We start from the raw sequence: 20,266 nt of genomic DNA on the forward strand, positions 1-20,266 counted from the left end.
ATCAGTGGAGCAATCATGAAGGATGTATGGGGCAATTTATCGCAATCATGGTTCAACGCCTATCAACGCATCGGCCAACAACTCGATCCATTGCCGTGGATTACTTGGCTAATTGCATGTTTTAGCATTGGTGTCGGCGCATTAGGCTTGGCTGGCCTCGATCAAGCTGCACCCAAGTTGTTAATTTGGATCGATTTTGGCTTGGCGCTCTATCTGTTTTGGCTAGGTTGGGTAGTCTATCGTCGCCCAAATTTGGCCTGGCCGCGCTGGCTGATTGTGCTCAGTATGACTTCAACTTGTTTGATCGCCCTCAGCATTGTCGAGCTTGAAAGCGCGGCGGTGGTTTTGGTAACTGTGCCAATTCTCTTGACCATTATCGCCACTGGTCGTTTATGGCCGATCGTTAGTTATCCAGCGTTTATGCTGATTGCGGCGTTGGTTCACCCCGCAGGCTGGAGTTTGTTTAACCCAGCCGTAATTGTCTTTAATTTGTTGTTGTTTTTGACGATGTGGCAATTGCGTAGCTCGGCCAGCAGAGCCACCCAAATTCAGGTGCTGGCCAAAGCCCAGCTTGAGCAAGAACAACAAGCGCGTCAATTTATTCGCTTTTTTCAGCATGAATTACGCGGCTATAGCAGTGGCTTAGAAGGTTTAGTGCCAATTTTTGAGCGTTTTTTGGCCAACGCGCCGCAGCAAAATGCTGGCATTAGCAGCAACGAAGCTTTGAATGCGCTAGCCACCACAACCCAACATCTTAAGCAATTAACTACTCAATTATTGATTTTGACTCGCGATGGGGTTTTGCAAGCTCAGCAATTACAAACCCTCAACTTAGCCGAGTTATTGCAACAAATCGTCAACGAAGTTCGCACCTCGCATCAGCTTGATCCTGAGCATCTGCGTTTGAGTTTATGTAAACAGCAGCCAGTCTTGATTAAAGGTAATGATTTATTTATTACTTTAGCCTTACGGACAATTATTCAAAATTCAATTGAGGCTAATCCAGGCTCTAGCGATGGGCAACAGATTAGCCTTGAGTGCTGTACCAACAACGAGATGGCGGTGATTAGCATCAGCGATCAAGGCATGGGCTACCCCAAAGAATTGCTGCAACGCCTCGCGACCAATCAGATTCCGGCGGTGCTAGGCTGGAGCGGCAAGCTCGGCGGCAATGGCTTAGGTTTGGCATTAATTATGCAGGTTGCGCGATTGCATCAAGGATCAGTTAGTTTTGAAAATCAGGCTCAAGGCGGCGCACGCACCAGTTTGGCTTTGCCACGAATTTAGGCGATGAGCTGATTGGTAGCCCATGGCACGGGCAAGCCCACACACGTCCAGCCTGCGCCATGCAAGCGTTGTTGATAGATCCATTCAATTGCTTGGGCAACTTCGTTTTGGGCTAAATGTTTGCTGATAAAGCCATCGAAGCCAACCGAGCGAAACAACGTATCAACATCTTCATAGGCGCTCCAGCCAATGAGCAAAGCCTCGGGATGCAAGGCTGGGTGCAACGTGCGACTAGTCCGCAAGCGATAAATAATGTGCAGCGGAGTGCGCCCAACCATAGCATAATCGACCACCATCAAACGAATACTTTGGGCGGGATATAAATCGAGTTGGCGTTCGAGATCGCCGACAGAGCCAACCCGATCGCACCCATAGCTTAAATTGCGCAACAAACTCAAACGTTGGTCGGCGATCGCTGCTTGGAGGCCTAAGGCAGCGGCTGGTTGATCATCAACAATTACCACATATGGTTGATTTGTAAGCTGCATACTGCTTTCCTTTCGCGCCATTTTTATCAGCTTTGCAAGGTCAAAACAGGCTTTTTCATCGTGGCTTGTGGCTGTGATCTCCCTTGTTCGCTTGATTATACTGTGATTCAATTACAAAAACTACCGTCAATAGTCTGAGTAGTTAAAGGTAGTTGAGCATAGCAAATTCTTGCAGCAAGCTCCTTTTAGCCTAAACCAAAGTTCAGTCGTAAAACCGATGCCTCGCCCCGCCAACGACCTATAATCAAGCAACAATCACAATCGTAGCCTTGTAGAAGGGTCGTTATGAGCAGTGAAAATCCAATTTATCCAGTGGTAACAGGTCAACAAATTTATTTTGCGACCTTGCGCCATGAGCATGTTCCATTGTATGTACGTTGGTTTAGCGACCTTGGGATGACCGCCAATCTGGGAGCAATCGGGTTTGCGGCCACGCTCGAAGATGAAGAATCGTGGTATCAACAAGCTTCGCGCCAAAACGCCGAACGGATCACCTTTGCCATCCATATCAAAGAAACCGATCAGCCGATTGGTAACATTAGCTTGTTTGAAATCAATCATCGTCGCCAAAGCGCGGCCTTGGGCATCTTGATTGGCGAAGCAAGCCAACGTAGCAAGGGCTATGGCACCGAGGCTGTGCGCTTGATGGCTGAATATGGCTTTTTCTTCTTGAATTTGTACAACATCAAGCTTTGGTATTACGGCTACAATGCGCGGGCTGGCCGCGCCTACGAACGAGCTGGCTTTCGCGAGGCAGGGCGAGTGCGCGGAGCGATTCCCTTGGGCAATCAGCGCTACGACGAAATTTTGATGGATATTGTGCGAGACGACGTTGATTTGCGAACTATGAGTATGCTTGTCCCAGGAGCAAATCATGACTAAGGTTTGGCAGCCCAAGCCTGCGCTGCTGTATCATCTCAGCGAAGATGCCACCATTAGTCAATTTGCGCCACGTCCGCATCCGCGTAAGCCCGAGCACCCACCAATTGTTTGGGCAATTCAAGGCAATCTTGTGGCAAATTATTTATTGCCACGAGATTGCCCACGGATCTGCATGCGCTACGATCAGCAGACCAGCCCCGACGATCAAGCTCGCTTTTTTGGCTTCAGCAAGGCCCAGACAATCATCGCGGTCGAACATGCTTGGCTTGATCGAATTCGCGCGACGACACTGTATGCCTATGCGTTTGAGCGAGACCATTTTGAGCTTGCGGATGCAGCCGCAGGCTATTGGATTAGCGTTCGCCACGTTGCACCAATCGCCATGCATCCAATTAATGATCTGTTGGGGCAGCTGGTGGGTCTAGGGGTTGAATTGCACGTCATGCCCAATTTATGGCGCTTGCATAGTGCTGTTGCCCAATCGAGCCTACAATTTTCGATGATTCGCATGCGCAATGCCACGGCACGTAGCGAATAGGTCACCATGGGTAGTGCTTCCTCCCCCCAGCGGTTGCGCACGGCATGCTATAATGGGCGCGTTGTCAGCCATAAGGAGCATTCTCAATGATTGACCGTATTGCAGAATTATTAGGCGATGAAGCATCGTCACTCTTAGAACATCAATCGAAAACGATTAGCAAAGATTTGATCCATCAACCAGGGCCAGATTTTGTTGATCGGGTCTGGACTGCCTCAGATCGCAGTATTCCAGTATTGCGCAGCTTGCAAAGCCTCTATGGCACAGGCCGCTTGGCCAACACTGGCTACCTTTCAATCTTGCCAGTTGACCAAGGCATCGAACACTCCGCTGGTGCTTCATTTGCTCCTAACCCTGCCTATTTCGACCCCGAAAATATTGTAAAACTTGGCATTGAAGGTGGCTGTAACGCCGTTGCTTCAACCTTTGGGGTGCTAGGTTCAGTTGCCCGTAAATATGCCCATAAAATTCCGTTTGTGGTCAAAATCAACCACAACGAATTCTTATCATATCCCAACAAGTTTGACCAAATCTTGTTTGGCACAATTAAAGAAGCCCAAGAAATGGGCGCGGTAGCAGTTGGCGCAACGATCTACTTTGGTTCAGCCGAATCAGGCCGCCAGATTGTTGAAGTTGCCCAAGCTTTCAAGATGGCCCACGAGTTGGGCATGGCCACGATTCTGTGGTGCTACTTGCGCAACAACGCCTTCAAGAACAGCACCACCGATTTCCATGTTTCAGCCGACTTGACCGGCCAAGCCAATCACTTGGGCGTAACGATCGAAGCCGACATCATCAAGCAAAAACTACCTGAAACCAACGGCGGCTACAACGCAGTTACCTCAAAAGACAACCCATATGGCAAAACCGACAAGCGCATTTATAGCGAATTGACCAGCGATCATCCAATCGACTTGGTGCGCTATCAAGTTGCCAACTGCTACATGGGCCGCGCCAGCTTGATCAACTCAGGTGGTGCATCGAGCGGCGAAAGCGACACCGCCGAAGCAGTACGCACCGCCGTGATCAACAAGCGTGGTGGTGGCGCAGGCTTGATCTCAGGCCGCAAAGCCTTCCAACGCCCAATGGCCGAAGGCGCTGCCTTGTTGCAAGCCATCCAAGATGTTTACCTGTGCGAAGACGTTACCATCGCCTAAACATCGCGCAATCAGCCAAATCAAGCGAGTGCATAGCCTAGCTATGCGCTCGTTTTCAGTGGAGCACAATTATGGCATCCTATGATTATCGCACTCGACGCGGGGTTGACCCAATTAGTTGGCAGCGTTTCGAGGAACTAACCCGCCAGCTTGCCGTGCAAATTGCCCCGTGGGGACCAGAACTCGTCTTGGGGATCGCGCGTGGGGGCTTGTTTCCGGCTACCTTGCTTTCGTATGCCCTGCGCCGCGAACTTTACCCAATTCGCTTAACTCGCCGTTTTGAAGATCAAGTCGTGCGGCGAGATCCATCGTGGTTGGTTAAGCCACCCGAAAAAGTGCGCAATCGGCGGGTGCTGATCGTCGATGAGATGGCTGATTCAGGCCAAACTTTGTTGGTCGCGGCGCTAGTGGTGCGTGATATGGGTGCTGCCGATGTCAAAACGGTTGCGCTCTACGCCCATACCTGGGCTAATCCACGGCCAGATTATGTCGGATTGTTATCAGATCAGCTGATTATGAACCCGTGGGATCGCGAAATTTTGCAGGATGGCCATTTCGTCCAGCACCCTGAATATACCGCAGCAATTCGTGCGCAGGATGATGAACAACCATCGGAACAACCATAAAACTATAGTAAAGTAGGACTGTTGCGCTATAGGCAATAACGACAAAATCTACTACATTGCAGCATAGTCGTTAACTTTTTTAAGGATACGCACATATGCGGGCATTGGTTGTTAGCAGTTTAAGCATTTGCTTTACCATGCTCTTAGTGGTTGCCCTCTTAACCGCGCAATCATTAGCTGGGGTAGAGCAAGCCCAAGCACAAACTATCGGGGCGCAACAAGCCGCACAAACATTTCAGCATCAGATGCAGCAAACGGCGGTTAATCTGGCCTTCTATCGCCTAATTGATTATGGGGCTAGTAGCATTCAATCCGCCGCCTCAATCAAATCAATTTACATTCCAGACCATATTTTAGGGCGCTATCAACTGACCATGCAACGCTAACCAGCTTGTATTCAGCGCCCATTCCGTTTCCTGCTCCCACGATGGTTGGGAGCAGGCGTTAGTCAGCTTGCAAACGCTCAAAATAGGCCTGCATCGCTTCGTTGTGCAAGGGAAACGCCAACACTTGCTGAGCATCAATCACCACTAAGGCTTCGGTTTCGCTGCGATCAAAGTCAGTTGGAATATTACTACGACTGATTGGCTCGGCCAAGCCAAAAATCAAAATCATGCCATCAGGCGTGCTGCGCGTCCACCAATCGCGAATACTGTGTTGATCAAGCTGAATATTGGTTTCCTCGAAGACTTCACGTACTCCGGCTGCTTGCCAACTTTCATCGAAATTAACAAAGCCGCCAGGCAAGGCCAATTGACCTTTGCGCGGCTCGATCGCCCGCCGCACGGTTAATAAACCACGTTCAACAGGCAATAAAATCACACTAACCGGAATTGGGTTGCGATAGGTTGAATTACCACATGTGCTACAAACGCGCGGAAACCCTTGCGCCGCCCCAAATGCTGCCCCACACCAATGACAATGCTGAAACGCTGGCATGCAATCACCCTCATCAAATGCAGAATTTGAGGTTTAGCTTAACTGAGCCACGCTAAAAAAACAACAGCGTATCGTCACTGATACGCTGCTACAATCACCCATCATGGCCTAGTTCATTACAATAAGGCTGCTCCATGGTCAACCAAAATCGACTGAATGCGCCCACGGGCGGTAGCAGGATCGTGAAGTTGGGCAACAGGCACTTCTAACCGGAAATGACAGCCATCACGCACATGTTCATCTGGATGCCAATAGATCCGCGTAATATTCAGGCTGGTGCGAATTGTGCGCATTGCACGCCATAAAATCGGGACGGTCGCTTCCACTGGTACTACAATAAATGCACTCGAATCAACGGCCATGCCGAACCTCCTTTGGGTAGAATCACCCGTGTGGTATAGGACAGATGTTTTGGCGATTGTAACGACGCAGTGTAGCAAGCTTTGACCAAGATTTCAAGTCCCTTGATCACGCATTTGGGTGATTAACGGGTGGTACTTAATCACCCATTGATAGTATAGCTATCTACCCATATTAATCAAGATTAATTTTTACAATTTCAGACTTATTCTCGCTCATTACTCAAACAAACGCTCATCTGTTCGTCAATATCTGCCAGTTGTTGGCCTTGATCAAGGCTCAAACGCCAAATTTCTTGCACACACTGCCAGCCTTGAGCTTGATAGAAGCGTTTGGCGCGTTGATTACTGGCGGTTACATACAACTGCATTCGTTGATAACCCTGTTGGCTGGCCCATGCTTGGGCTAGGTTAAGCAAGCGTTGCGCCACGCCCTGCCCTCGAACATCGTGCACAACATACAATGCCAGTAACTCAGCCCAATTGCGATGCTTAAATAATGCTGACCCCTGCTGACCGGCCAGCATCAACAAACCAATTGGCTTCGCGCCATACCAAGCCAGCATGGTTATACCACGTTGATTCAGCGCTTGATCGATCAAAAATGTCTGTAAGGCCTCGCGCCAATCTGACGACAAGCTAAAGTATGGATCAAGCGATGTGTTATAGTGGTGTAATCCTTCAAACAGTTGTGCAACCGCCCATTCCTCATGAGCTTGCGCTGGGCGAATTTCAAAAGCAATTGTCATAGCGTTTTAGGTATCCTTATGCCTGCAAACAATCCTTGTTGGTTCTACTGATCGTGCTTTGTTTTTGGATGCTTACCTGCATGCAGCAAAAAGTAGGCCATTCCAGTTTGGAATGGCCTAGAATAATACCAGTAATCGCTATGTCAGCGGGTTACAAAACTCCAAATCGTGCCATCCCAGCCATAGGCCGCACCATCCAAGGCTGGGCAAGCATGGCCAAGGTAGCGATCAAGCGTGCTTTGCCAAAAGCTTAATCCTGCTCGATTGCTCGCTAAACAGCGAATTTCCCACATCGCTGGAAAGCGATCAAACAAGCGCCACGCTGTTTGGCGCGCCAAGCCTTGACCACGCGCATGTGGCTCGACGTAAAATTCAGCAATCGCCAGCGTCGTTTGCGGCAGCAAGGCATAGCGATTCAGCAGCACAAAGCCAATCCGCTGCTCAGTCTGCTCAATCCACAATGGCACACGCTCAGGATCTTCCCAATAGCTGCACAAATAGGGATATTCGCTACCTGCCGTCGGATCAAGCTCGGACAGATACTCGGCGAGTAGCACGGCTAATTGGGCTTGTTGCTCAACCACAATTGGCCGTAGTTGAATTGATTGCATACAATTCCTTAGGCTAAATTCCAAGTTGCAGCGCTGAAGTTGCAACGATTCTGCTGTTAATCTGCTACACCTCCCACCCCAAATGGCGGTATGCTAGCAATGGGTCAAGCAAAACACATACCCAGTGCGTGCTTACCCAAGCATTGTACCCATATCATGTGTTGGAGGAAACTCAATGATCGTTAATCGGCTGCTCCTTGGAGCCTTACTCGCTTGCCTGCTGATTGGCTGTGGGCGAACTGCCCTACCCGCACAAACTGGCAATCAAGACCACATCTGGCCAACCCTCCCACCGCATATTCCTATGATTGAAGAATTTGGTCGTCATGTCGATTGGGACATTCGCCCATCAACCGATCCATCACGCATCGCCATTACCATTACCCTCTATCACTCCTTGTGGTTTGAGCATGTGACGGCAGTTATTAGCACAGGCCAGCAGATCGATACCCAATTGCAACCGCTTGCCAAAACATCAATTGAGCAGTTTATACCATTTGTGATTGAACTCTCAGTTGATCGGACACGCTTGCAGCCTGATAACGAAATCACGATTGTATTGAATGGTCAATCCAGCGAACCAATGATGAACCAAGTCAAACTACGTCATTACATATCTCTGGATAATAGTGAATATGTATTAACTTCAAGCCCGTTACATCAACCAAAAGTTGAAGAGTTTTTAGAATCCTTTGATCTTGATGAATATCAGCTATCCACCAATCCCCAGCATCAACCTACGCCCACAATCTATATGATGGAGACGCTTGATCCGGCAATTCCTACCCCTCAAAATTAATATAATCGGGCTTGCACTTCGGCGGCCAGCTGCGGCGGATCGCTCATGGTGATGCTGATGGTTGGCGTGCGATGCCAGTTGGCACAATCGCGCAGCATCACGGCCAAAGCGTCGTACAAGGCTTCGCTTAGATCGATGTGTGGCTCCAAATGCAACGCATGCACTCGAAAAATCCCGGCGCTGCGTTCAGCCTTGGCATCAATCCGCCCAATCAAACGATCGTTCCAGAGAATTGGCAAGGTAAAATAGCCATAGCGCCGCTTGGGGGCTGGGGTATAGCATTCGATCCAATAATCAAACTGCCAAAAATCCCTTGTTCGTTGGCGATCCCAAATTAAGTTGTCGAAGGGCGAAAGCATAGTAGTCAGGCTGGGCGTGGGCGTGTGCTCCAACAAATGGCGTTGTTCATGATGAATATAGGCTGGGGTCTTCCAACCTTCCACCTGCACCTCGATCGCCTTGCCTTCTGCCGCCCAGGTTTGCAGCCGTTCTTTGATGCCAACTCGTTTTTGGCGAAAGTAATCGGGCAGATGCCGTTCAGTGGCAATCCCCATCGAGCGCAAGCCACGCTCGCTCAATTGCTCGGCGGCGGCCTCAAAACTAAGCACATCACGATCATCCCAATTGGGCATAACTCGCTCGGTTAGTTCATAAACCCGTTGAAATTTTTCGCGGCGCACAATCATCAATTCGCCCATACCCCAGAGGATATCGAGCGCCGATTTGGCTGGTTTCCAATTCCACCAGCCACCGCCAGCATGATCGGCTGGAGCTTCAAAATCGGCTGAGCGCAACGGGCCACGCTCACGAATCATCGCAAGCACGCCATCAGTCACCGCCTTATTTTCCTCGAGCCAACGCCGCGACCGATGCCAATCCTGGATATAGCGCAACATCGCCGGACGCAGCAAGGGAAATAATTCAATCGGCAAGAACGAGGCTGCGTGGGCCCAATATTCAAATAATTGACCAGCTGGATATTGCAACTGGTCAAACCAAGCTGGATCATAATCGCCCAAACGGCTCCAAAGCACAAAGTAGGGCGCACGCGCCACCACATTGATCGTATCGATTTGGACAATTTGCATGCGCTGGACGGTTTGTTGCAAGGTGGTTTGATCAACCTTGGCCGGACGATGATCTAAGCCTTGGGCCGCAATCGCAATCGCCCGCGCTTGATCAAGTGAGATAGTGCGAGTCATGAAGCATCCTTAATTCAAATCCAAATAGGCCTAGCAACGCTACGCCGTTTGCACTTCGAGCATCGATTAATTGGCTTGCAGGCTGGCCAGATCGATCACAAAGCGATATTTGACATCGCTTTTGAGCATGCGCTCGTAGGCTTGGTCGATTTGAGTCACATCTATTAATTCGATATCCGCCAATACATTATGTTCAGCACAGAAATCTAACATTTCCTGAGTTTCGGCGATACCACCAATCAACGAGCCAGTTAATTGGCGACGGCGAAAAATCAAATCGGGGTAACTGGGGGTTGGATGGGGATTTTCGGGCACGCCCACGAGGCAGAGCGTACCATCACGTTTCAACAAACTTAAATAATCATCAAGATTATGCGCGGCAGAAACTGTATTCAGAATAAAATCGAAGCTGTTGCGTTGGCTGCGCATGCCCGCAGCATCTTTGGAGATCACCACTGAAGCGCCCAAACGCTCAGCATCAGCAGCTTTATGCGGCGAGGTGGTGAATAAAACCACTTCAGCACCCATGGCTTTGGCAATTTTCACCCCAATATGACCTAAACCACCTAAGCCAACCACACCAACTTTTTGGCCGGGCTGAACCTTCCAATGGCGCAATGGCGAGTAGGTAGTGATGCCAGCACACAGCAATGGCGCAACCCGCGCTAAATCCAAATGCTCGGCAATCCGCAAGACAAAATGCTGATCAACCACAATTTGGCTGGAATAGCCGCCATAGGTCACGCCGCCCGTGTGCAGATCGGGGCTATTGTAGGTATAGGTGGTTTTGGAGCAGAATTGTTCTTGACCATCGCGGCAATCGAAACATTCGCCACACGAATCGACCATACAGCCAACTCCAACTGCATCGCCAACGCTAAATTTTTGCACGTCAGCGCCGACTGCCACTACTCGTCCAACAATTTCGTGGCCAGGCACAATCGGATAGACCGTGCCATCCCACTCGCTACGGGCTTGATGTAAATCGGAATGGCAAATGCCACAGTATAAAATTTCAATTTGAACATCGGTGGCAGTTAAATCGCGGCGCTCGAATTGGAAGGGGGCAAACGGAGCATCGGCGCTAAAAGCAGCATATCCTTTGGTCGTTAGCATGGGCTTCCTCCTACAACAAAACATATGTGCAGTTTACCCAAAAAACGTTAACCATGCATGTGACCTAAGGCTTATTTTTGCAACCACACAATCGTCAGATCATCGACGGGGCTGCGATCTTGCATAAAATTGCTAATTTGCTTGAATAAATAATTATGATATGGCTCGATCGCGGGCCATTGGCGATAGCCTGCCAGAATTGTTTCGAGCAACTCGAAGCCTAGCATTTGATTAGCCGGATTACGCGCTTCAACCACACCATCGCTGACAAATACCACATGATCATCTGGTTTAAGCTGAATCATACGTTCTTGATATTGAATATCGGGGCGCGAACCAATCGGCAAACCAACCACATCAATTTCTTCAAGCGTGCCAGCTCGCAGCAAATAGGGCATAACCATCCCGGCATTAGCCAGATGTAAGGTTTCAGTCGCTTGATCATAAATTGCATACAGAATTGCCGCATTCATATGATTGGCTTTGAGCCGATCGATCAACAAGCTGTTGAGGGTTTGTAATAAGACTGCTGGCTGACTGCCTTCGCGTGCCCGTTCTTCCAAGGTACTTGAAACCAGCGCCATCATCAAGGCAGCGCCAACGCCCTTGCCCGAAATATCGCCGATTGCTACCCCAACCCGACCATGGCCCAAATCGACAAAGCTATAGAAATCGCCGCCAACTTCAGCCGAAGGCAATGAATGGGCATTCGCCCGTAGCAGATCAGGCTCCCATGGCGGGCGCTGCGAGAGCAAGCCAAGCTGAATATCATGGGCTAAAGTCAGGCCTTGTTGCAGATAATCGTTTTTCTCTTGCAGTTGATCGGTTACTTGGACTAATTGCTGATAGGCCAAGCGTAATTCGTTGGTGCGCAGGGCAACTTGCTCTTCGAGTTGCTCGCGATTGGTACGCAGTTGCTCGGTCATACGGGTAAAACTACGAATTAACAAGCCCAATTCATCATCACGCGAGGGCAAATCGGCAGTTTGCAAATTGCCTTCGGCTACATGGGCAGCAGCCTCGGTTAATTGAGCAATCGGCAACACCACCCGTCGCATCAAACTCAAGACCGCCAAGACCGCCAAAGCCTCTAAAACCAAACCAATCGCCATAATAATGATACTTAGTTCGCGGGCGGGAGCAAAAGCCTCAGTTTGGCTGACCTCGCTGAGCAAAATCAGATCGCGACCTTCGAGCCAGCGATAGACCCCAACTACATCATCGCCAGCATAATTTTGATATTTGGCGTTGCCATTTTGCTTGGCGAGCGCTTGCTGAATGCCATATGAATCAACCACGATTGGCATGCCTGGTCGGCCAAAGCGTTTACTTGAAACAAAACGCTGCTTACTATCGACCAAATAGGTTTCACTGCTGCGACCTAAGCCAACCCGTTGCACCAAAATATCATCAAGCCGCGAGAGATTAATGTGAGCTGCCAACACTGCATAGACATTATTATCTTGGTCAAACAACGGGCTAGCAATCGTCATGGTTGGAATATCTAAATCATTGGGATAGATATTCTCGATATACAAGCCAAATTGACCAACATTAACATATTCAACGCCACTAACAATGCTGCCCTCATGCAGTGGATCAGTTGAGAAAATCACCCGCCCAACTTGGTTGAGTACAAAAATTTCATCAAATTTGGTTTGATTTTTGACGACTGAACGCATGTAGGTCGAGAGGGTATCGTAGGCAGTATTGGCTTCGGGGCTGACTAATTTAGAGTTGGCCAGCATATTGGCATTCGTTCGCACCAATGGCAAGCCAGCTAATAATTGCACTTCCTTACGCTGATCGTCGATCCAGCGCTCAATTTCTTGCTCTTTGAGTGAGGTTGCAATGCTCAGGCGTTCAACGACCGATTGCTCAATCGCACCTTGCCCAAGCCAATAGGCTGTGAAGCCCAAAAGACTTACAGCCAAGGTGGCTACCAAACAAAACATTGCCACTAAGCGGGCAACTAAGCTGCGTTTAATTAAGCGCAGCACTCTAAACCTCGCGCAACATAGCTAGATTGTTCATCGGCCCCCATTGTACCAGCAATTTGATCCACGAAGGACACGAAGCGCACGAAGCATGAAACCGCGAAGGACGCGAAGTTATTGAGCCACAAATTTCACTAAGGGCAGTTTTAGCCACAGATTATCACAGATTTTGATGATTATGCAGCTGTTCCCTCTGTACTTACTAGATTCTCGCTGCTCATTCTGCCCCCTCGCCCCTGAATCCTGACCCCTATGTTCTTTTTGCCTTTTGCCTTGTTAACAACTTGCTCATCAAAAGCGGTTGACGCTACTAGGTAACTCAAGTAAGATTCATTCGCGGTCGGCATAGGCCGTACACCACTATCCACGGGAGATCTTTATGGATTTTAGCAGTTTGGCGTGGCTTGCGGTTATTCCCGCTTTAGGCTTTTTAGTTGTTGTTCATGAATTGGGCCACTATTGGGTTGGCCGCAAAATGGGCATTAAGATCGAAGAATTTGGCATTGGGTTACCGCCACGCGCCAAAGTGTTGTTCGTGCGCAAGGGAATTCCATTTACGCTTAACTGGCTGCCCCTCGGCGGCTTTGTGCGGTTTGCAGGCGAAGAAGGTGGCTTCGACGACCCCGATAGCCTAGCTTCGGCCTCGCCAGGTCGCCGGATTCCGGTGATGGCAGCTGGGGTGATCGCCAATGTGATTACCGCGATCATTATGTTTGCGATCATTTTTGCAATTTGGGGCTACCCCAACCTTGATAAGGTCATGGTTGCATCAACCGATGAATTTGCCTCAAACGCTGGGTTTCAGGTTGAAGATGTGTTTGTATCGATCAATGGTTCACCGATTAGCGCCGATGAACAGGTACGGCGGTTGGTTGAAACCAGCGGTGGTGAGCCATTAACCGTGATTGTGCAACGGGCTGGCGCTGAACAAAGCTTGACTGTCACCCCCCAATACAGCGAAGAAGCACAGCGCTATCGTTTTGGGGTTGGCTTGGGCAATCCACGCGAATCAGTTAATATTTTCCAAGCGATCATCAACGGGTTTACCTATAGTTTTCGGCTATTAGGTGAAATGTTTATCGGTTTTGCCATGCTGATCGGCGGTTTGCTGGGCACGAATGCGGCTCCTGAAGGCGGCTTAGCTGGCCCAGTTGGCATCGCTCGCTTGACAGGGCAGGTTGCTCGCTCGGGCTTGCGCGATTATCTTAATTTTACGGCCTTGCTCAGCCTGAATTTGGCTTTGATCAACATTTTGCCAATTCCAGCGCTTGATGGGAGTCGGATTATTTTTGCCTTGATCGAAGCCATTCGCCGCAAGAAGATTCCACCTGAGCGCGAAGCAGTTGTGCATGCTGTGGGGATGATGATGTTGCTTGGTTTGATGCTGTTAATTACAGTTTCCGACGTGCGCAATATCATAAGTGGTGAGCCAGCGATCACGATGCCGCCAACCCCAACGCCAATCGTTAGACCATAAAATTATGGCCGAGCGTAAGCCAATTATCCGCGCCAGCGAGCTTGGCGAATATGATTTTTGTGCCCGAGCTTGGTGGCTACGCCGTGAGTGTGGCTGGGAAGGGCGTTTTCCCGAACATTTAGCCCAAGGCGAAACGGCGCATCAACGCCATGGCCAAGATTTGCAGCAAAGCCAGTGGTTACGCACCGTAGCCATTGGCTTGTTGCTGCTAGCCGCCTTGGCCTTGGTGTTGGCATGATTTGGCTAGCACTTGCTTTGGGCTTAATTGCGCTTTGGTTCTGGCGACGGAGCAACCAACTGCGGGCTAGCACCGGCCTGCCTTGGCGCACCGTGGTTTATCACGATACTGCTCGCCGTGAATTAACCAAAGCGTTATTTTCAGCCCGTTATCAATTAACTGGCAAGCCCGATTATGTCTTGGCCGATGGCAAGGCCTTGATTCCGGTTGAGGTCAAGCCGCAGCGCCAAGCAACCAGCCCACGCCAAGGCGATATTTTACAGTTGGCAGCCTATTGTTTGTTGTTGGAAGAAGCAACTGGCGTGGCTCCGCGCTATGGTTTGTTGCGCTACGCTCAGCATACCTTCCAAGTCGATTGGACGGATCAGCTGTATCAGGCTTTGCTGGAAACGCTCGACGCGATGCGCGACGAGCTTGAGTTAAATGATGTTGAACGTTCGCATGAACAACCTTGGCGTTGTCGCGCCTGTGGATTTGGCGACCGCTGCACAGATGCGCTAGAATATGACTAGCACATCCCAAGCTTTTGATAATGACGTTGCTAGCAAGCGTTGTGACAGACTATGAAATTTAAAATTCGCCAACATCCACGCATGAAAGATATTTGTGTCGGTGATGAGGTTGTGTGGAATCCCCAATTGCTCTATGCCAATGTCGAGGAAATTTTTCCGGCAGCGGTCTGTGTTAAGTTGGCGATTCTGCGCACCGAGCCAACACCCAAATTGGAGCTACACTCACAGCTTTGGCGGGCTGACGATATTGAAAATCTCAGTGTTTGTCGTTGCTGTGGCTCACGTGAAAATCTGGTCACGCCCTGTCATACAGGCGTGCCCTTTCGGTTGTGCCAACATTGTTACACCTGCCACATTGAGGAGTCTCTGGCATGAGCCAACGTATTTTCCGCTTGCAAGTAACTAAGGATCAGCTTGGTTTTGCGGCGGCGCATTTTATTACCATGCGCGGCAAATGTGAGCGGCTGCATGGCCATAATTATCGCGTAACGGTCGAAGTAGAGGGCTTTTTATGCGAAGATCAATATGTGGTAGATTTTGGGGTGTTGAAAAAACACGCCGCTGAAATTGCCCGCACGCTTGATCATCGGGTATTGTTGGCCGCCGAGAATCCTAAAATCGAATATAGCCAAAACGAGCAGCATTTGACAGTGCGCTATGAAGATAAATATTATGTCTTCCCAATTGCCGAAGTGATTATGCTGCCAATTCAAAATACCACGGCTGAATTGTTGGCAACCTATTTTTGTGCTGAGTTGTGCGAACGTCTGCGCCAAGATGGCGTTGATACGCTCAAAATGGTTGGGGTTTGGGTTTCCGAAGGGCCAGGTCAGCAAGCCTTCGCCAGCCGCGAATGGGTTCAAAGCTCATGCTGAGGTATACGCTATGGATGGAATGAGCGCTCTGGTGGTGATTATCGGGGCAGTTGGGTTAATTACCCTCTTGATTATGCGCACCAAAACCTATCGCGAACGCTTGCGCTTTCAGGCGCGGGCGATGGATCGCCATGTGCGAACCACCAATATTCGCGATGATGTGCGCCAAGATATTTTAGACCTTTTGATTCGTGGCGATCGCTTGGCCGCCATCCAATATGCCCACGAACAAACCCACCTCGATTTGTTAGAAGCGCGAACCTTGGTTGATGATATTGAAAAAGCGTTGAAAAAACACGACCAAACCCAAGGAGCCAGCAACGATGGCCATTGATCTTGCACCCCACAACCCCTATGGTTTAACCGTGCGCAGCGCCGTGCTTGGGCGCTGTGGCGGTTTTGGGGCGGGCACAGATCGCTTGGCAAATCTCGATAATCTTGGGGCAATTATCACTGATCCGTTGGGCACACGCGATCAAGCGATTCAATTAATGCCAACTACAGGCGGATTGCTGTATCGTTCATCAACCCGCACCTGGCGACGCGCCCAACGTGATGCAGCCCATTGGCAAACCCTCGATCTGCCAGTGCTGCTCTGCCTACAACCACGCAGCATTCAGGATCTCCAAGAATTATTGCGTAACCTGCACGAGGGTGAATGGGCGGCGGTGCTGCTAGATCTTGAGCAAAGTAGCGAGTTGAATCACATGGCACGTTGGTGTGAGTTGGTGCGCAATCAATGGGAAGCTCCGCTGTTAATGCAAGTTGCCACCGATCAAATTAGCCAACTCAATAGCATTCCACAAACAATTGATGCTTTGTTACTTGGTTCGGGGCCACGAGCGAAATATGGTCAACATTATGGGCGCTTGCTAGGGCCAGGGATTGAGCCAATGCTAGGCTGGGGGCTTGAGCGTTTACGCGAACTAACCGAAAAACCGCTGATTTGTAGTGCACCCAGCCTAGCCAGCATCAGCACGTTGCCTGAAATTGGGGCACAAGCGATTGTGCTCGATAGCATGTTGTGGACAACAGCACCACAACATGTACCGCAAATTAACCTCTAATCCCCCACAATTCGCATAGCTCAAGTGGTTAACCATCGCAAGACCTAGGCCAATTGTCCCCCTTGCTCCTATTACTCTGCCTACTCCAAAAACAACACTATTGCCCCTCATTTCAGCCTATGGCTTAGGGGTAGACTATCTATATTGAAATTGGGCATATTGAACAATGCTGTTTTTAGGAGTGGAAGCAGCCTTGGCAAAGGAAGAATTGTATGGCAAACATTTTAGCAATCGATGACAGTGGCTTGATGCAAGCATTTTGGGTGCGAATTCTATCGCGTTCACAGCATAATGTGATTACGGTGAGCAGTGGCAACGAGATGCGTAGCGTTTTAGCTACTATGAGTCCCCAATTGATCTTCTTGGATCTTTCGTTTCCTGGCGAGAATGGCTTTGAGCTGTTGCAGCACATTCGCCGCTATCAGCATTGCCTTGAAATTCCAGTGATTGCGGTTAGTGGTTATGCTGGCGAAGATACTCGGCAAGCCTGTCGTGAAGCGGGCTTTACCGATTTTTTGGCCAAACCATTTTCATTAGCCGAATTGCGGGGCATGCTCGCTCGCTATCTCGAACATGCCACCAATCCACGGGCTTTGGCTCGCTAAACGTGGGTGTGAATCATGCGATTGCGCAGTTGTTTGCGCAAGGCTGCAATGCCCAAAGCCAGTACAAAGCAGCTGGTTTGGGTCAAAACAATCGTCGCACCTGAGGCCAAATCGAAAAAATAGCTCAAATACATGCCGATGCACCCAGTCAAACCACCGATCAACGTCGATAGCCCTAGCATCCGATGAAAACTATCGGTTAACAAACGGGCTGTAATAGGTGGAATAACTAAGGCAGCGGCGATTAACGTCACGCCCAAAATTTTCATTGAAACGATTAATGTGGCAGCGAGCATCAATGAAAACAGCGTATCGAGCCAGTTGGTACGCACTCCATAGACTTGGGCTACATCATTATTAAAGGTCATAAACAGCAATTGCTTGTAGCTGAAGAACACCACTAGCCCAACCATCAGGCAAACGCCGCCGATCGCCCAAAGATCATCGCTAGTTACCCCGAGAATATTGCCAAACAACGCAGCATCAAACGAGCGAGTGAAATTACGGTAGCGACTAATCAAGGCGACCCCAACCGCAAAACTCGCAGTCGTAATTACCCCGATCGCCGCATCGGCATTGATTTTGGTACGCCGAGCAGTTTGGTTGATCAATACAGCAGCAGCAAAACCCCATAATCCTGCGCCCAGATAAAAATTCCAAGCGAGCACAAACGAAACGACTGCGCCGCCAAAAATTGCGTGCGATAGCCCATGACCGATATAGCTCATGCCACGCAACACAATATATACGCCCAACAAGCCACACAAACTGCCAATTAATAAGGCGGCCAACATGCCATAGCGAAAAAAGCTAAAGCTCAGCGGTTCTAAAAGCTGGTTCAATTGGGTTCTCCATGGCTGGGTTCAGCACTTCGCCAATTACTGGATTGGGAATCAAATCGCGATAGCTATGACCATGCGGGCGTTGTTGAATTAAGAGCATGCCTTCATGCTGCACCACCACCATCTCGCTATGGTAGGTTTGCTCTAAAACGATGGGGGTAAAGACTGCTTCCGGCGTGCCTTGAGCAACAATCGTTTGGTTAAGGCAAATAATCCAAGGTACATGATTGGCTGCCGAATTCAAATCATGAGTTGTCATTAAAATCGTCATGCCTTGCTGATTCAAATCAGCCAGCAAATGCAAAATCGTTTCAGCCACCCGTGGATCAATCCCAGTTGTTGGTTCATCGAGCACTAACATGGCTGGTTTGGCAACCAAAGCCCGGGCCAAAAAGACCCGCTGTTGCTGGCCGCCCGAAAGATTGCGAATATGTTGTTGTGCTAAATGCTCAATTTCAAGTTGTGCCAATACGGCCTGCACCGCTTGACGTTCATGGTTGCGCAACCATGGCCATGGGTTGCCCTGCCGCACCAAGCCCATAGCCACAACTTGCTCAACTGTCACCGGAAAATTCCAATCGACGGTTTCAAGTTGTGGCACATAGGCGATCGTCGGAACTTGGCCATCAACTGGATGCTTGCCATGGATCAGAATTTGACCACGACTAGGAGTATGCAAGCCCAAAATCAAGCGCAGCAAGCTGGTTTTGCCAGCACCGCTTGGCCCGACCAGTGCCGCAAATTGGCCATGGTGCAGATGTATATTAATTTGATCGAGCACCAAACGGTCGGCATAGCGCAACCCAACATCGCGCAACTCAATAATTGGCTGCATCCAAACTACTCCCTATTGTTGTTGAACGACACTGCTATCGCTGCCAGGAATATTACTGGTATCGAAATTGGCAATCAAGCTGGGGTCGCCGCCCAAATTTTCGGCCATAATTCGCAAATCTTCGGTCAGCAAACCTAAATATGAGTGATTAGCAGCCCCGACCTCGCCAGGTAAATCGTCATCGCGCAGGCTATCGATATACTTTACGCCAGTTTCGCGACCAATTTGCTCCAACACAGGCGATGGAAAGACTTCCGAGCCAAAAATTGCTGGCACTTTTTGCTCACGAATTTGGGTGATCAAATCGGCAACATCTTTGGCCGAAGGCTCGGCAAAGTCGGCAGGCTGAATCGCCCCAATCACGGTCATGCCATAGTGCGGAGCGAAATAGGCCCATGAATCGTGGTAGGTCAGCAATTTGCGATTTTCAGCCGGAATACTTTCGATCGTTTTTTTGACTGCCAGATCAAAGGCTTCGATCCGGGTTTTGAAGGCGGCATAATTGGTGTTGTAATACTCGGCATTGCCGGGGTCGCGGCGCACCAAGGCATCCCGCACAATTTCGGCGTAGCGCAAACCATGCAGCGGGTGCGTCCAGAGGTGCGGGTTGGGGCTACCAGCCTCTTTAGGAAACGAGAAATCGTAGACATATTGCTCAGGCGTGATCGTTTGCTCGCCGAGCAAGATAATTTCGGCACTTGGTTGTTTGTTGGCTTCGGCCAATTTGTGGGTTGGCTCCTCTAAATTGAGGCCATTGATAAAAATTAAGTCGGCCTCGGCCAAGGTTTTGGCATCCGAAGGCACTGGCTCGAAGGTGTGGGAATTCACACCCTCAGGCACAATCCCCGTTAAGCTAATTTTATCGCCTGCAATATTGTAGATAATATTGGTAATTGGCGAAACCGTACTAACGACTTTGAGTTTAGCGGTTTGGCCTTGGGTGGTTGGAGCCGCTTGCTCAGCACCACAACTTGCCAAAATAAAAAGCGAAATTAAACTAATAATCCACCAGCGCCGCATAGGGTTATCCATCCTCGACTACATGAATCCAACGAGTATTCTACC

Annotated in this window: 26 protein-coding genes; 15 read left to right on the plus strand and 11 right to left on the minus strand. The window is 49.6% G+C overall.

What is annotated here, in order from left to right; all coding sequences use genetic code 11:
- Positions 1 to 15 precede the first annotated feature (15 nt).
- Positions 16 to 1,287, plus strand: coding sequence for a sensor histidine kinase (locus ABEB26_RS11625; protein WP_345722167.1), 1,272 nt, complete (start codon positions 16 to 18; stop codon positions 1,285 to 1,287).
- Here the strand turns inward: ABEB26_RS11625 and ABEB26_RS11630 are convergent.
- On the minus strand, positions 1,284 to 1,775 hold the full coding sequence (locus ABEB26_RS11630; RefSeq protein WP_345722168.1) for a response regulator: 492 nt from the start codon (positions 1,773 to 1,775) through the stop codon (positions 1,284 to 1,286). The genes ABEB26_RS11625 and ABEB26_RS11630 overlap by 4 nt on opposite strands.
- Positions 1,776 to 2,060: 285 nt before the next feature.
- Here ABEB26_RS11630 and ABEB26_RS11635 point away from each other — a divergent pair, with 285 nt between their 5' ends.
- The 5 genes from ABEB26_RS11635 (at position 2,061) to ABEB26_RS11655 (ending at position 5,364) form a co-directional block, all read left to right on the plus strand.
- On the plus strand, positions 2,061 to 2,657 hold the full coding sequence (locus ABEB26_RS11635) for a GNAT family N-acetyltransferase (RefSeq protein ID WP_345722169.1): 597 nt from the start codon (positions 2,061 to 2,063) through the stop codon (positions 2,655 to 2,657).
- Positions 2,650 to 3,195: a DUF6886 family protein gene (locus tag ABEB26_RS11640; protein WP_345722170.1), complete on the plus strand. Its 546-nt coding sequence runs from the start codon at positions 2,650 to 2,652 to the stop codon at positions 3,193 to 3,195. The genes ABEB26_RS11635 and ABEB26_RS11640 overlap by 8 nt, the downstream gene beginning before the upstream one ends.
- Positions 3,196 to 3,281: 86 nt before the next feature.
- Positions 3,282 to 4,352: a class I fructose-bisphosphate aldolase gene (locus tag ABEB26_RS11645; RefSeq protein ID WP_345722171.1), complete on the plus strand. Its 1,071-nt coding sequence runs from the start codon at positions 3,282 to 3,284 to the stop codon at positions 4,350 to 4,352.
- Positions 4,353 to 4,423: 71 nt separating this feature from the next.
- On the plus strand, positions 4,424 to 4,978 hold the full coding sequence (locus tag ABEB26_RS11650) for a phosphoribosyltransferase (RefSeq protein WP_012190482.1): 555 nt from the start codon (positions 4,424 to 4,426) through the stop codon (positions 4,976 to 4,978).
- 95 nt (positions 4,979 to 5,073) lie between these two features.
- Positions 5,074 to 5,364, plus strand: coding sequence for a hypothetical protein (locus ABEB26_RS11655; RefSeq protein WP_345722173.1), 291 nt, complete (start codon positions 5,074 to 5,076; stop codon positions 5,362 to 5,364).
- A 58-nt stretch (positions 5,365 to 5,422) separates the two neighbouring features.
- Here the strand turns inward: ABEB26_RS11655 and ABEB26_RS11660 are convergent, their stop codons facing one another.
- From ABEB26_RS11660 to ABEB26_RS11675, 4 genes are all read right to left on the minus strand, one after another.
- Entirely contained in the window at positions 5,423 to 5,917 is a 495-nt protein-coding gene (locus tag ABEB26_RS11660; protein WP_345722174.1) for an NUDIX domain-containing protein, read from the minus strand.
- A 116-nt stretch (positions 5,918 to 6,033) separates the two neighbouring features.
- Positions 6,034 to 6,279, minus strand: a complete 246-nt coding sequence (locus ABEB26_RS11665) for a hypothetical protein (RefSeq protein ID WP_345722175.1) — start codon at positions 6,277 to 6,279, stop codon at positions 6,034 to 6,036.
- A gap of 203 nt (positions 6,280 to 6,482) precedes the next feature.
- Positions 6,483 to 7,025, minus strand: coding sequence for a GNAT family N-acetyltransferase (locus tag ABEB26_RS11670; protein WP_345722176.1), 543 nt, complete (start codon positions 7,023 to 7,025; stop codon positions 6,483 to 6,485).
- 143 nt (positions 7,026 to 7,168) lie between these two features.
- A complete protein-coding gene (locus ABEB26_RS11675) occupies positions 7,169 to 7,636 on the minus strand; it encodes a GNAT family N-acetyltransferase (RefSeq protein ID WP_345722177.1) in 468 nt (155 codons plus the stop codon).
- A gap of 175 nt (positions 7,637 to 7,811) precedes the next feature.
- On the opposite strand from ABEB26_RS11675, the gene ABEB26_RS11680 reads away from it, so the two are divergent.
- Positions 7,812 to 8,435 carry a hypothetical protein gene (locus ABEB26_RS11680; protein ID WP_345722178.1) on the plus strand — a complete coding sequence of 208 codons (624 nt, stop codon included), beginning with the start codon at positions 7,812 to 7,814 and terminating at the stop codon, positions 8,433 to 8,435.
- Here ABEB26_RS11680 and ABEB26_RS11685 read toward each other — a convergent pair.
- The 3 genes from ABEB26_RS11685 to ABEB26_RS11695 form a co-directional block, all read right to left on the minus strand.
- Entirely contained in the window at positions 8,432 to 9,637 is a 1,206-nt protein-coding gene (locus ABEB26_RS11685) for a winged helix-turn-helix domain-containing protein (RefSeq protein ID WP_345722179.1), read from the minus strand. The genes ABEB26_RS11680 and ABEB26_RS11685 overlap by 4 nt on opposite strands.
- 66 nt (positions 9,638 to 9,703) lie before the next feature.
- On the minus strand, positions 9,704 to 10,753 hold the full coding sequence (locus tag ABEB26_RS11690; RefSeq protein WP_345722180.1) for an NAD(P)-dependent alcohol dehydrogenase: 1,050 nt from the start codon (positions 10,751 to 10,753) through the stop codon (positions 9,704 to 9,706).
- A 71-nt stretch (positions 10,754 to 10,824) separates the two neighbouring features.
- Positions 10,825 to 12,753: a SpoIIE family protein phosphatase gene (locus tag ABEB26_RS11695; RefSeq protein ID WP_345722181.1), complete on the minus strand. Its 1,929-nt coding sequence runs from the start codon at positions 12,751 to 12,753 to the stop codon at positions 10,825 to 10,827.
- Between the two features lie 376 nt (positions 12,754 to 13,129).
- Here ABEB26_RS11695 and ABEB26_RS11700 point away from each other — a divergent pair, with 376 nt between their 5' ends.
- The 8 genes from ABEB26_RS11700 (at position 13,130) to ABEB26_RS11735 (ending at position 17,524) form a co-directional block, all read left to right on the plus strand.
- Entirely contained in the window at positions 13,130 to 14,227 is a 1,098-nt protein-coding gene (locus ABEB26_RS11700; RefSeq protein ID WP_345722182.1) for a M50 family metallopeptidase, read from the plus strand.
- Positions 14,228 to 14,231: 4 nt separating this feature from the next.
- Positions 14,232 to 14,465 carry a hypothetical protein gene (locus ABEB26_RS11705; RefSeq protein WP_345722183.1) on the plus strand — a complete coding sequence of 78 codons (234 nt, stop codon included), beginning with the start codon at positions 14,232 to 14,234 and terminating at the stop codon, positions 14,463 to 14,465.
- A complete protein-coding gene (locus tag ABEB26_RS11710) occupies positions 14,462 to 14,977 on the plus strand; it encodes a CRISPR-associated protein Cas4 (RefSeq protein ID WP_345722184.1) in 516 nt (171 codons plus the stop codon). Before ABEB26_RS11705 ends, ABEB26_RS11710 begins: the two co-directional genes overlap by 4 nt.
- Before the next feature lie 51 nt (positions 14,978 to 15,028).
- The gene (locus ABEB26_RS11715) at positions 15,029 to 15,352 is read left to right on the plus strand and encodes a hypothetical protein (RefSeq protein WP_345722185.1); all 324 of its coding nucleotides are present in this window, start codon (positions 15,029 to 15,031) and stop codon (positions 15,350 to 15,352) included.
- Positions 15,349 to 15,852 carry a 6-carboxytetrahydropterin synthase gene (locus ABEB26_RS11720; RefSeq protein WP_345722186.1) on the plus strand — a complete coding sequence of 168 codons (504 nt, stop codon included), beginning with the start codon at positions 15,349 to 15,351 and terminating at the stop codon, positions 15,850 to 15,852. The genes ABEB26_RS11715 and ABEB26_RS11720 overlap by 4 nt, the downstream gene beginning before the upstream one ends.
- A gap of 10 nt (positions 15,853 to 15,862) precedes the next feature.
- Positions 15,863 to 16,186 (plus strand): hypothetical protein, encoded by a 324-nt coding sequence (locus ABEB26_RS11725; protein WP_345722187.1) that lies wholly within the window; start codon positions 15,863 to 15,865, stop codon positions 16,184 to 16,186.
- The gene (locus ABEB26_RS11730) at positions 16,176 to 16,919 is read left to right on the plus strand and encodes a hypothetical protein (RefSeq protein ID WP_345722188.1); all 744 of its coding nucleotides are present in this window, start codon (positions 16,176 to 16,178) and stop codon (positions 16,917 to 16,919) included. The genes ABEB26_RS11725 and ABEB26_RS11730 overlap by 11 nt, the downstream gene beginning before the upstream one ends.
- Before the next feature lie 212 nt (positions 16,920 to 17,131).
- The gene (locus tag ABEB26_RS11735) at positions 17,132 to 17,524 is read left to right on the plus strand and encodes a response regulator (protein WP_345722189.1); all 393 of its coding nucleotides are present in this window, start codon (positions 17,132 to 17,134) and stop codon (positions 17,522 to 17,524) included.
- On the opposite strand, the gene ABEB26_RS11740 is transcribed toward ABEB26_RS11735, so the two are convergent.
- The 3 genes from ABEB26_RS11740 to ABEB26_RS11750 are packed head-to-tail and all read right to left on the minus strand — an operon-like array spanning position 17,521 to position 20,221.
- Positions 17,521 to 18,366 carry a metal ABC transporter permease gene (locus ABEB26_RS11740; RefSeq protein ID WP_345722190.1) on the minus strand — a complete coding sequence of 282 codons (846 nt, stop codon included), beginning with the start codon at positions 18,364 to 18,366 and terminating at the stop codon, positions 17,521 to 17,523. The genes ABEB26_RS11735 and ABEB26_RS11740 overlap by 4 nt on opposite strands.
- Positions 18,335 to 19,201, minus strand: a complete 867-nt coding sequence (locus ABEB26_RS11745) for a metal ABC transporter ATP-binding protein (protein ID WP_345722191.1) — start codon at positions 19,199 to 19,201, stop codon at positions 18,335 to 18,337. The genes ABEB26_RS11740 and ABEB26_RS11745 overlap by 32 nt, the downstream gene beginning before the upstream one ends.
- Positions 19,202 to 19,213: 12 nt before the next feature.
- Entirely contained in the window at positions 19,214 to 20,221 is a 1,008-nt protein-coding gene (locus tag ABEB26_RS11750; protein ID WP_345722192.1) for a metal ABC transporter substrate-binding protein, read from the minus strand.
- Between the last annotated feature and the right edge of the window lie 45 nt (positions 20,222 to 20,266).

Source organism: Herpetosiphon gulosus, assembly GCF_039545135.1.
GTDB lineage: Bacteria > Chloroflexota > Chloroflexia > Chloroflexales > Herpetosiphonaceae > Herpetosiphon > Herpetosiphon gulosus.

Bases quoted from the DNA above. Each gene is read 5' to 3' on its own strand.
- ABEB26_RS11655 (WP_345722173.1), top strand. From the start codon at position 5,074: ATGCGGGCATTGGTTGTTAGCAGTTTAAGCATTTGCTTTACCATGCTC.
- ABEB26_RS11680 (WP_345722178.1), top strand. From the start codon at position 7,812: ATGATCGTTAATCGGCTGCTCCTTGGAGCCTTACTCGCTTGCCTGCTG.
- ABEB26_RS11625 (WP_345722167.1), top strand. From the start codon at position 16: ATGAAGGATGTATGGGGCAATTTATCGCAATCATGGTTCAACGCCTAT.
- ABEB26_RS11630 (WP_345722168.1), bottom strand. From the start codon at position 1,775: ATGCAGCTTACAAATCAACCATATGTGGTAATTGTTGATGATCAACCA.
- ABEB26_RS11715 (WP_345722185.1), top strand. From the start codon at position 15,029: ATGAAATTTAAAATTCGCCAACATCCACGCATGAAAGATATTTGTGTC.
- ABEB26_RS11635 (WP_345722169.1), top strand. From the start codon at position 2,061: ATGAGCAGTGAAAATCCAATTTATCCAGTGGTAACAGGTCAACAAATT.
- ABEB26_RS11730 (WP_345722188.1), top strand. From the start codon at position 16,176: ATGGCCATTGATCTTGCACCCCACAACCCCTATGGTTTAACCGTGCGC.
- ABEB26_RS11675 (WP_345722177.1), bottom strand. From the start codon at position 7,636: ATGCAATCAATTCAACTACGGCCAATTGTGGTTGAGCAACAAGCCCAA.
- ABEB26_RS11650 (WP_012190482.1), top strand. From the start codon at position 4,424: ATGGCATCCTATGATTATCGCACTCGACGCGGGGTTGACCCAATTAGT.
- ABEB26_RS11710 (WP_345722184.1), top strand. From the start codon at position 14,462: ATGATTTGGCTAGCACTTGCTTTGGGCTTAATTGCGCTTTGGTTCTGG.
- ABEB26_RS11645 (WP_345722171.1), top strand. From the start codon at position 3,282: ATGATTGACCGTATTGCAGAATTATTAGGCGATGAAGCATCGTCACTC.
- ABEB26_RS11665 (WP_345722175.1), bottom strand. From the start codon at position 6,279: ATGGCCGTTGATTCGAGTGCATTTATTGTAGTACCAGTGGAAGCGACC.
- ABEB26_RS11690 (WP_345722180.1), bottom strand. From the start codon at position 10,753: ATGCTAACGACCAAAGGATATGCTGCTTTTAGCGCCGATGCTCCGTTT.
- ABEB26_RS11720 (WP_345722186.1), top strand. From the start codon at position 15,349: ATGAGCCAACGTATTTTCCGCTTGCAAGTAACTAAGGATCAGCTTGGT.
- ABEB26_RS11735 (WP_345722189.1), top strand. From the start codon at position 17,132: ATGGCAAACATTTTAGCAATCGATGACAGTGGCTTGATGCAAGCATTT.
- ABEB26_RS11685 (WP_345722179.1), bottom strand. From the start codon at position 9,637: ATGACTCGCACTATCTCACTTGATCAAGCGCGGGCGATTGCGATTGCG.
- ABEB26_RS11700 (WP_345722182.1), top strand. From the start codon at position 13,130: ATGGATTTTAGCAGTTTGGCGTGGCTTGCGGTTATTCCCGCTTTAGGC.
- ABEB26_RS11660 (WP_345722174.1), bottom strand. From the start codon at position 5,917: ATGCCAGCGTTTCAGCATTGTCATTGGTGTGGGGCAGCATTTGGGGCG.
- ABEB26_RS11670 (WP_345722176.1), bottom strand. From the start codon at position 7,025: ATGACAATTGCTTTTGAAATTCGCCCAGCGCAAGCTCATGAGGAATGG.
- ABEB26_RS11750 (WP_345722192.1), bottom strand. From the start codon at position 20,221: ATGCGGCGCTGGTGGATTATTAGTTTAATTTCGCTTTTTATTTTGGCA.
- ABEB26_RS11745 (WP_345722191.1), bottom strand. From the start codon at position 19,201: ATGCAGCCAATTATTGAGTTGCGCGATGTTGGGTTGCGCTATGCCGAC.
- ABEB26_RS11705 (WP_345722183.1), top strand. From the start codon at position 14,232: ATGGCCGAGCGTAAGCCAATTATCCGCGCCAGCGAGCTTGGCGAATAT.
- ABEB26_RS11725 (WP_345722187.1), top strand. From the start codon at position 15,863: ATGGATGGAATGAGCGCTCTGGTGGTGATTATCGGGGCAGTTGGGTTA.
- ABEB26_RS11640 (WP_345722170.1), top strand. From the start codon at position 2,650: ATGACTAAGGTTTGGCAGCCCAAGCCTGCGCTGCTGTATCATCTCAGC.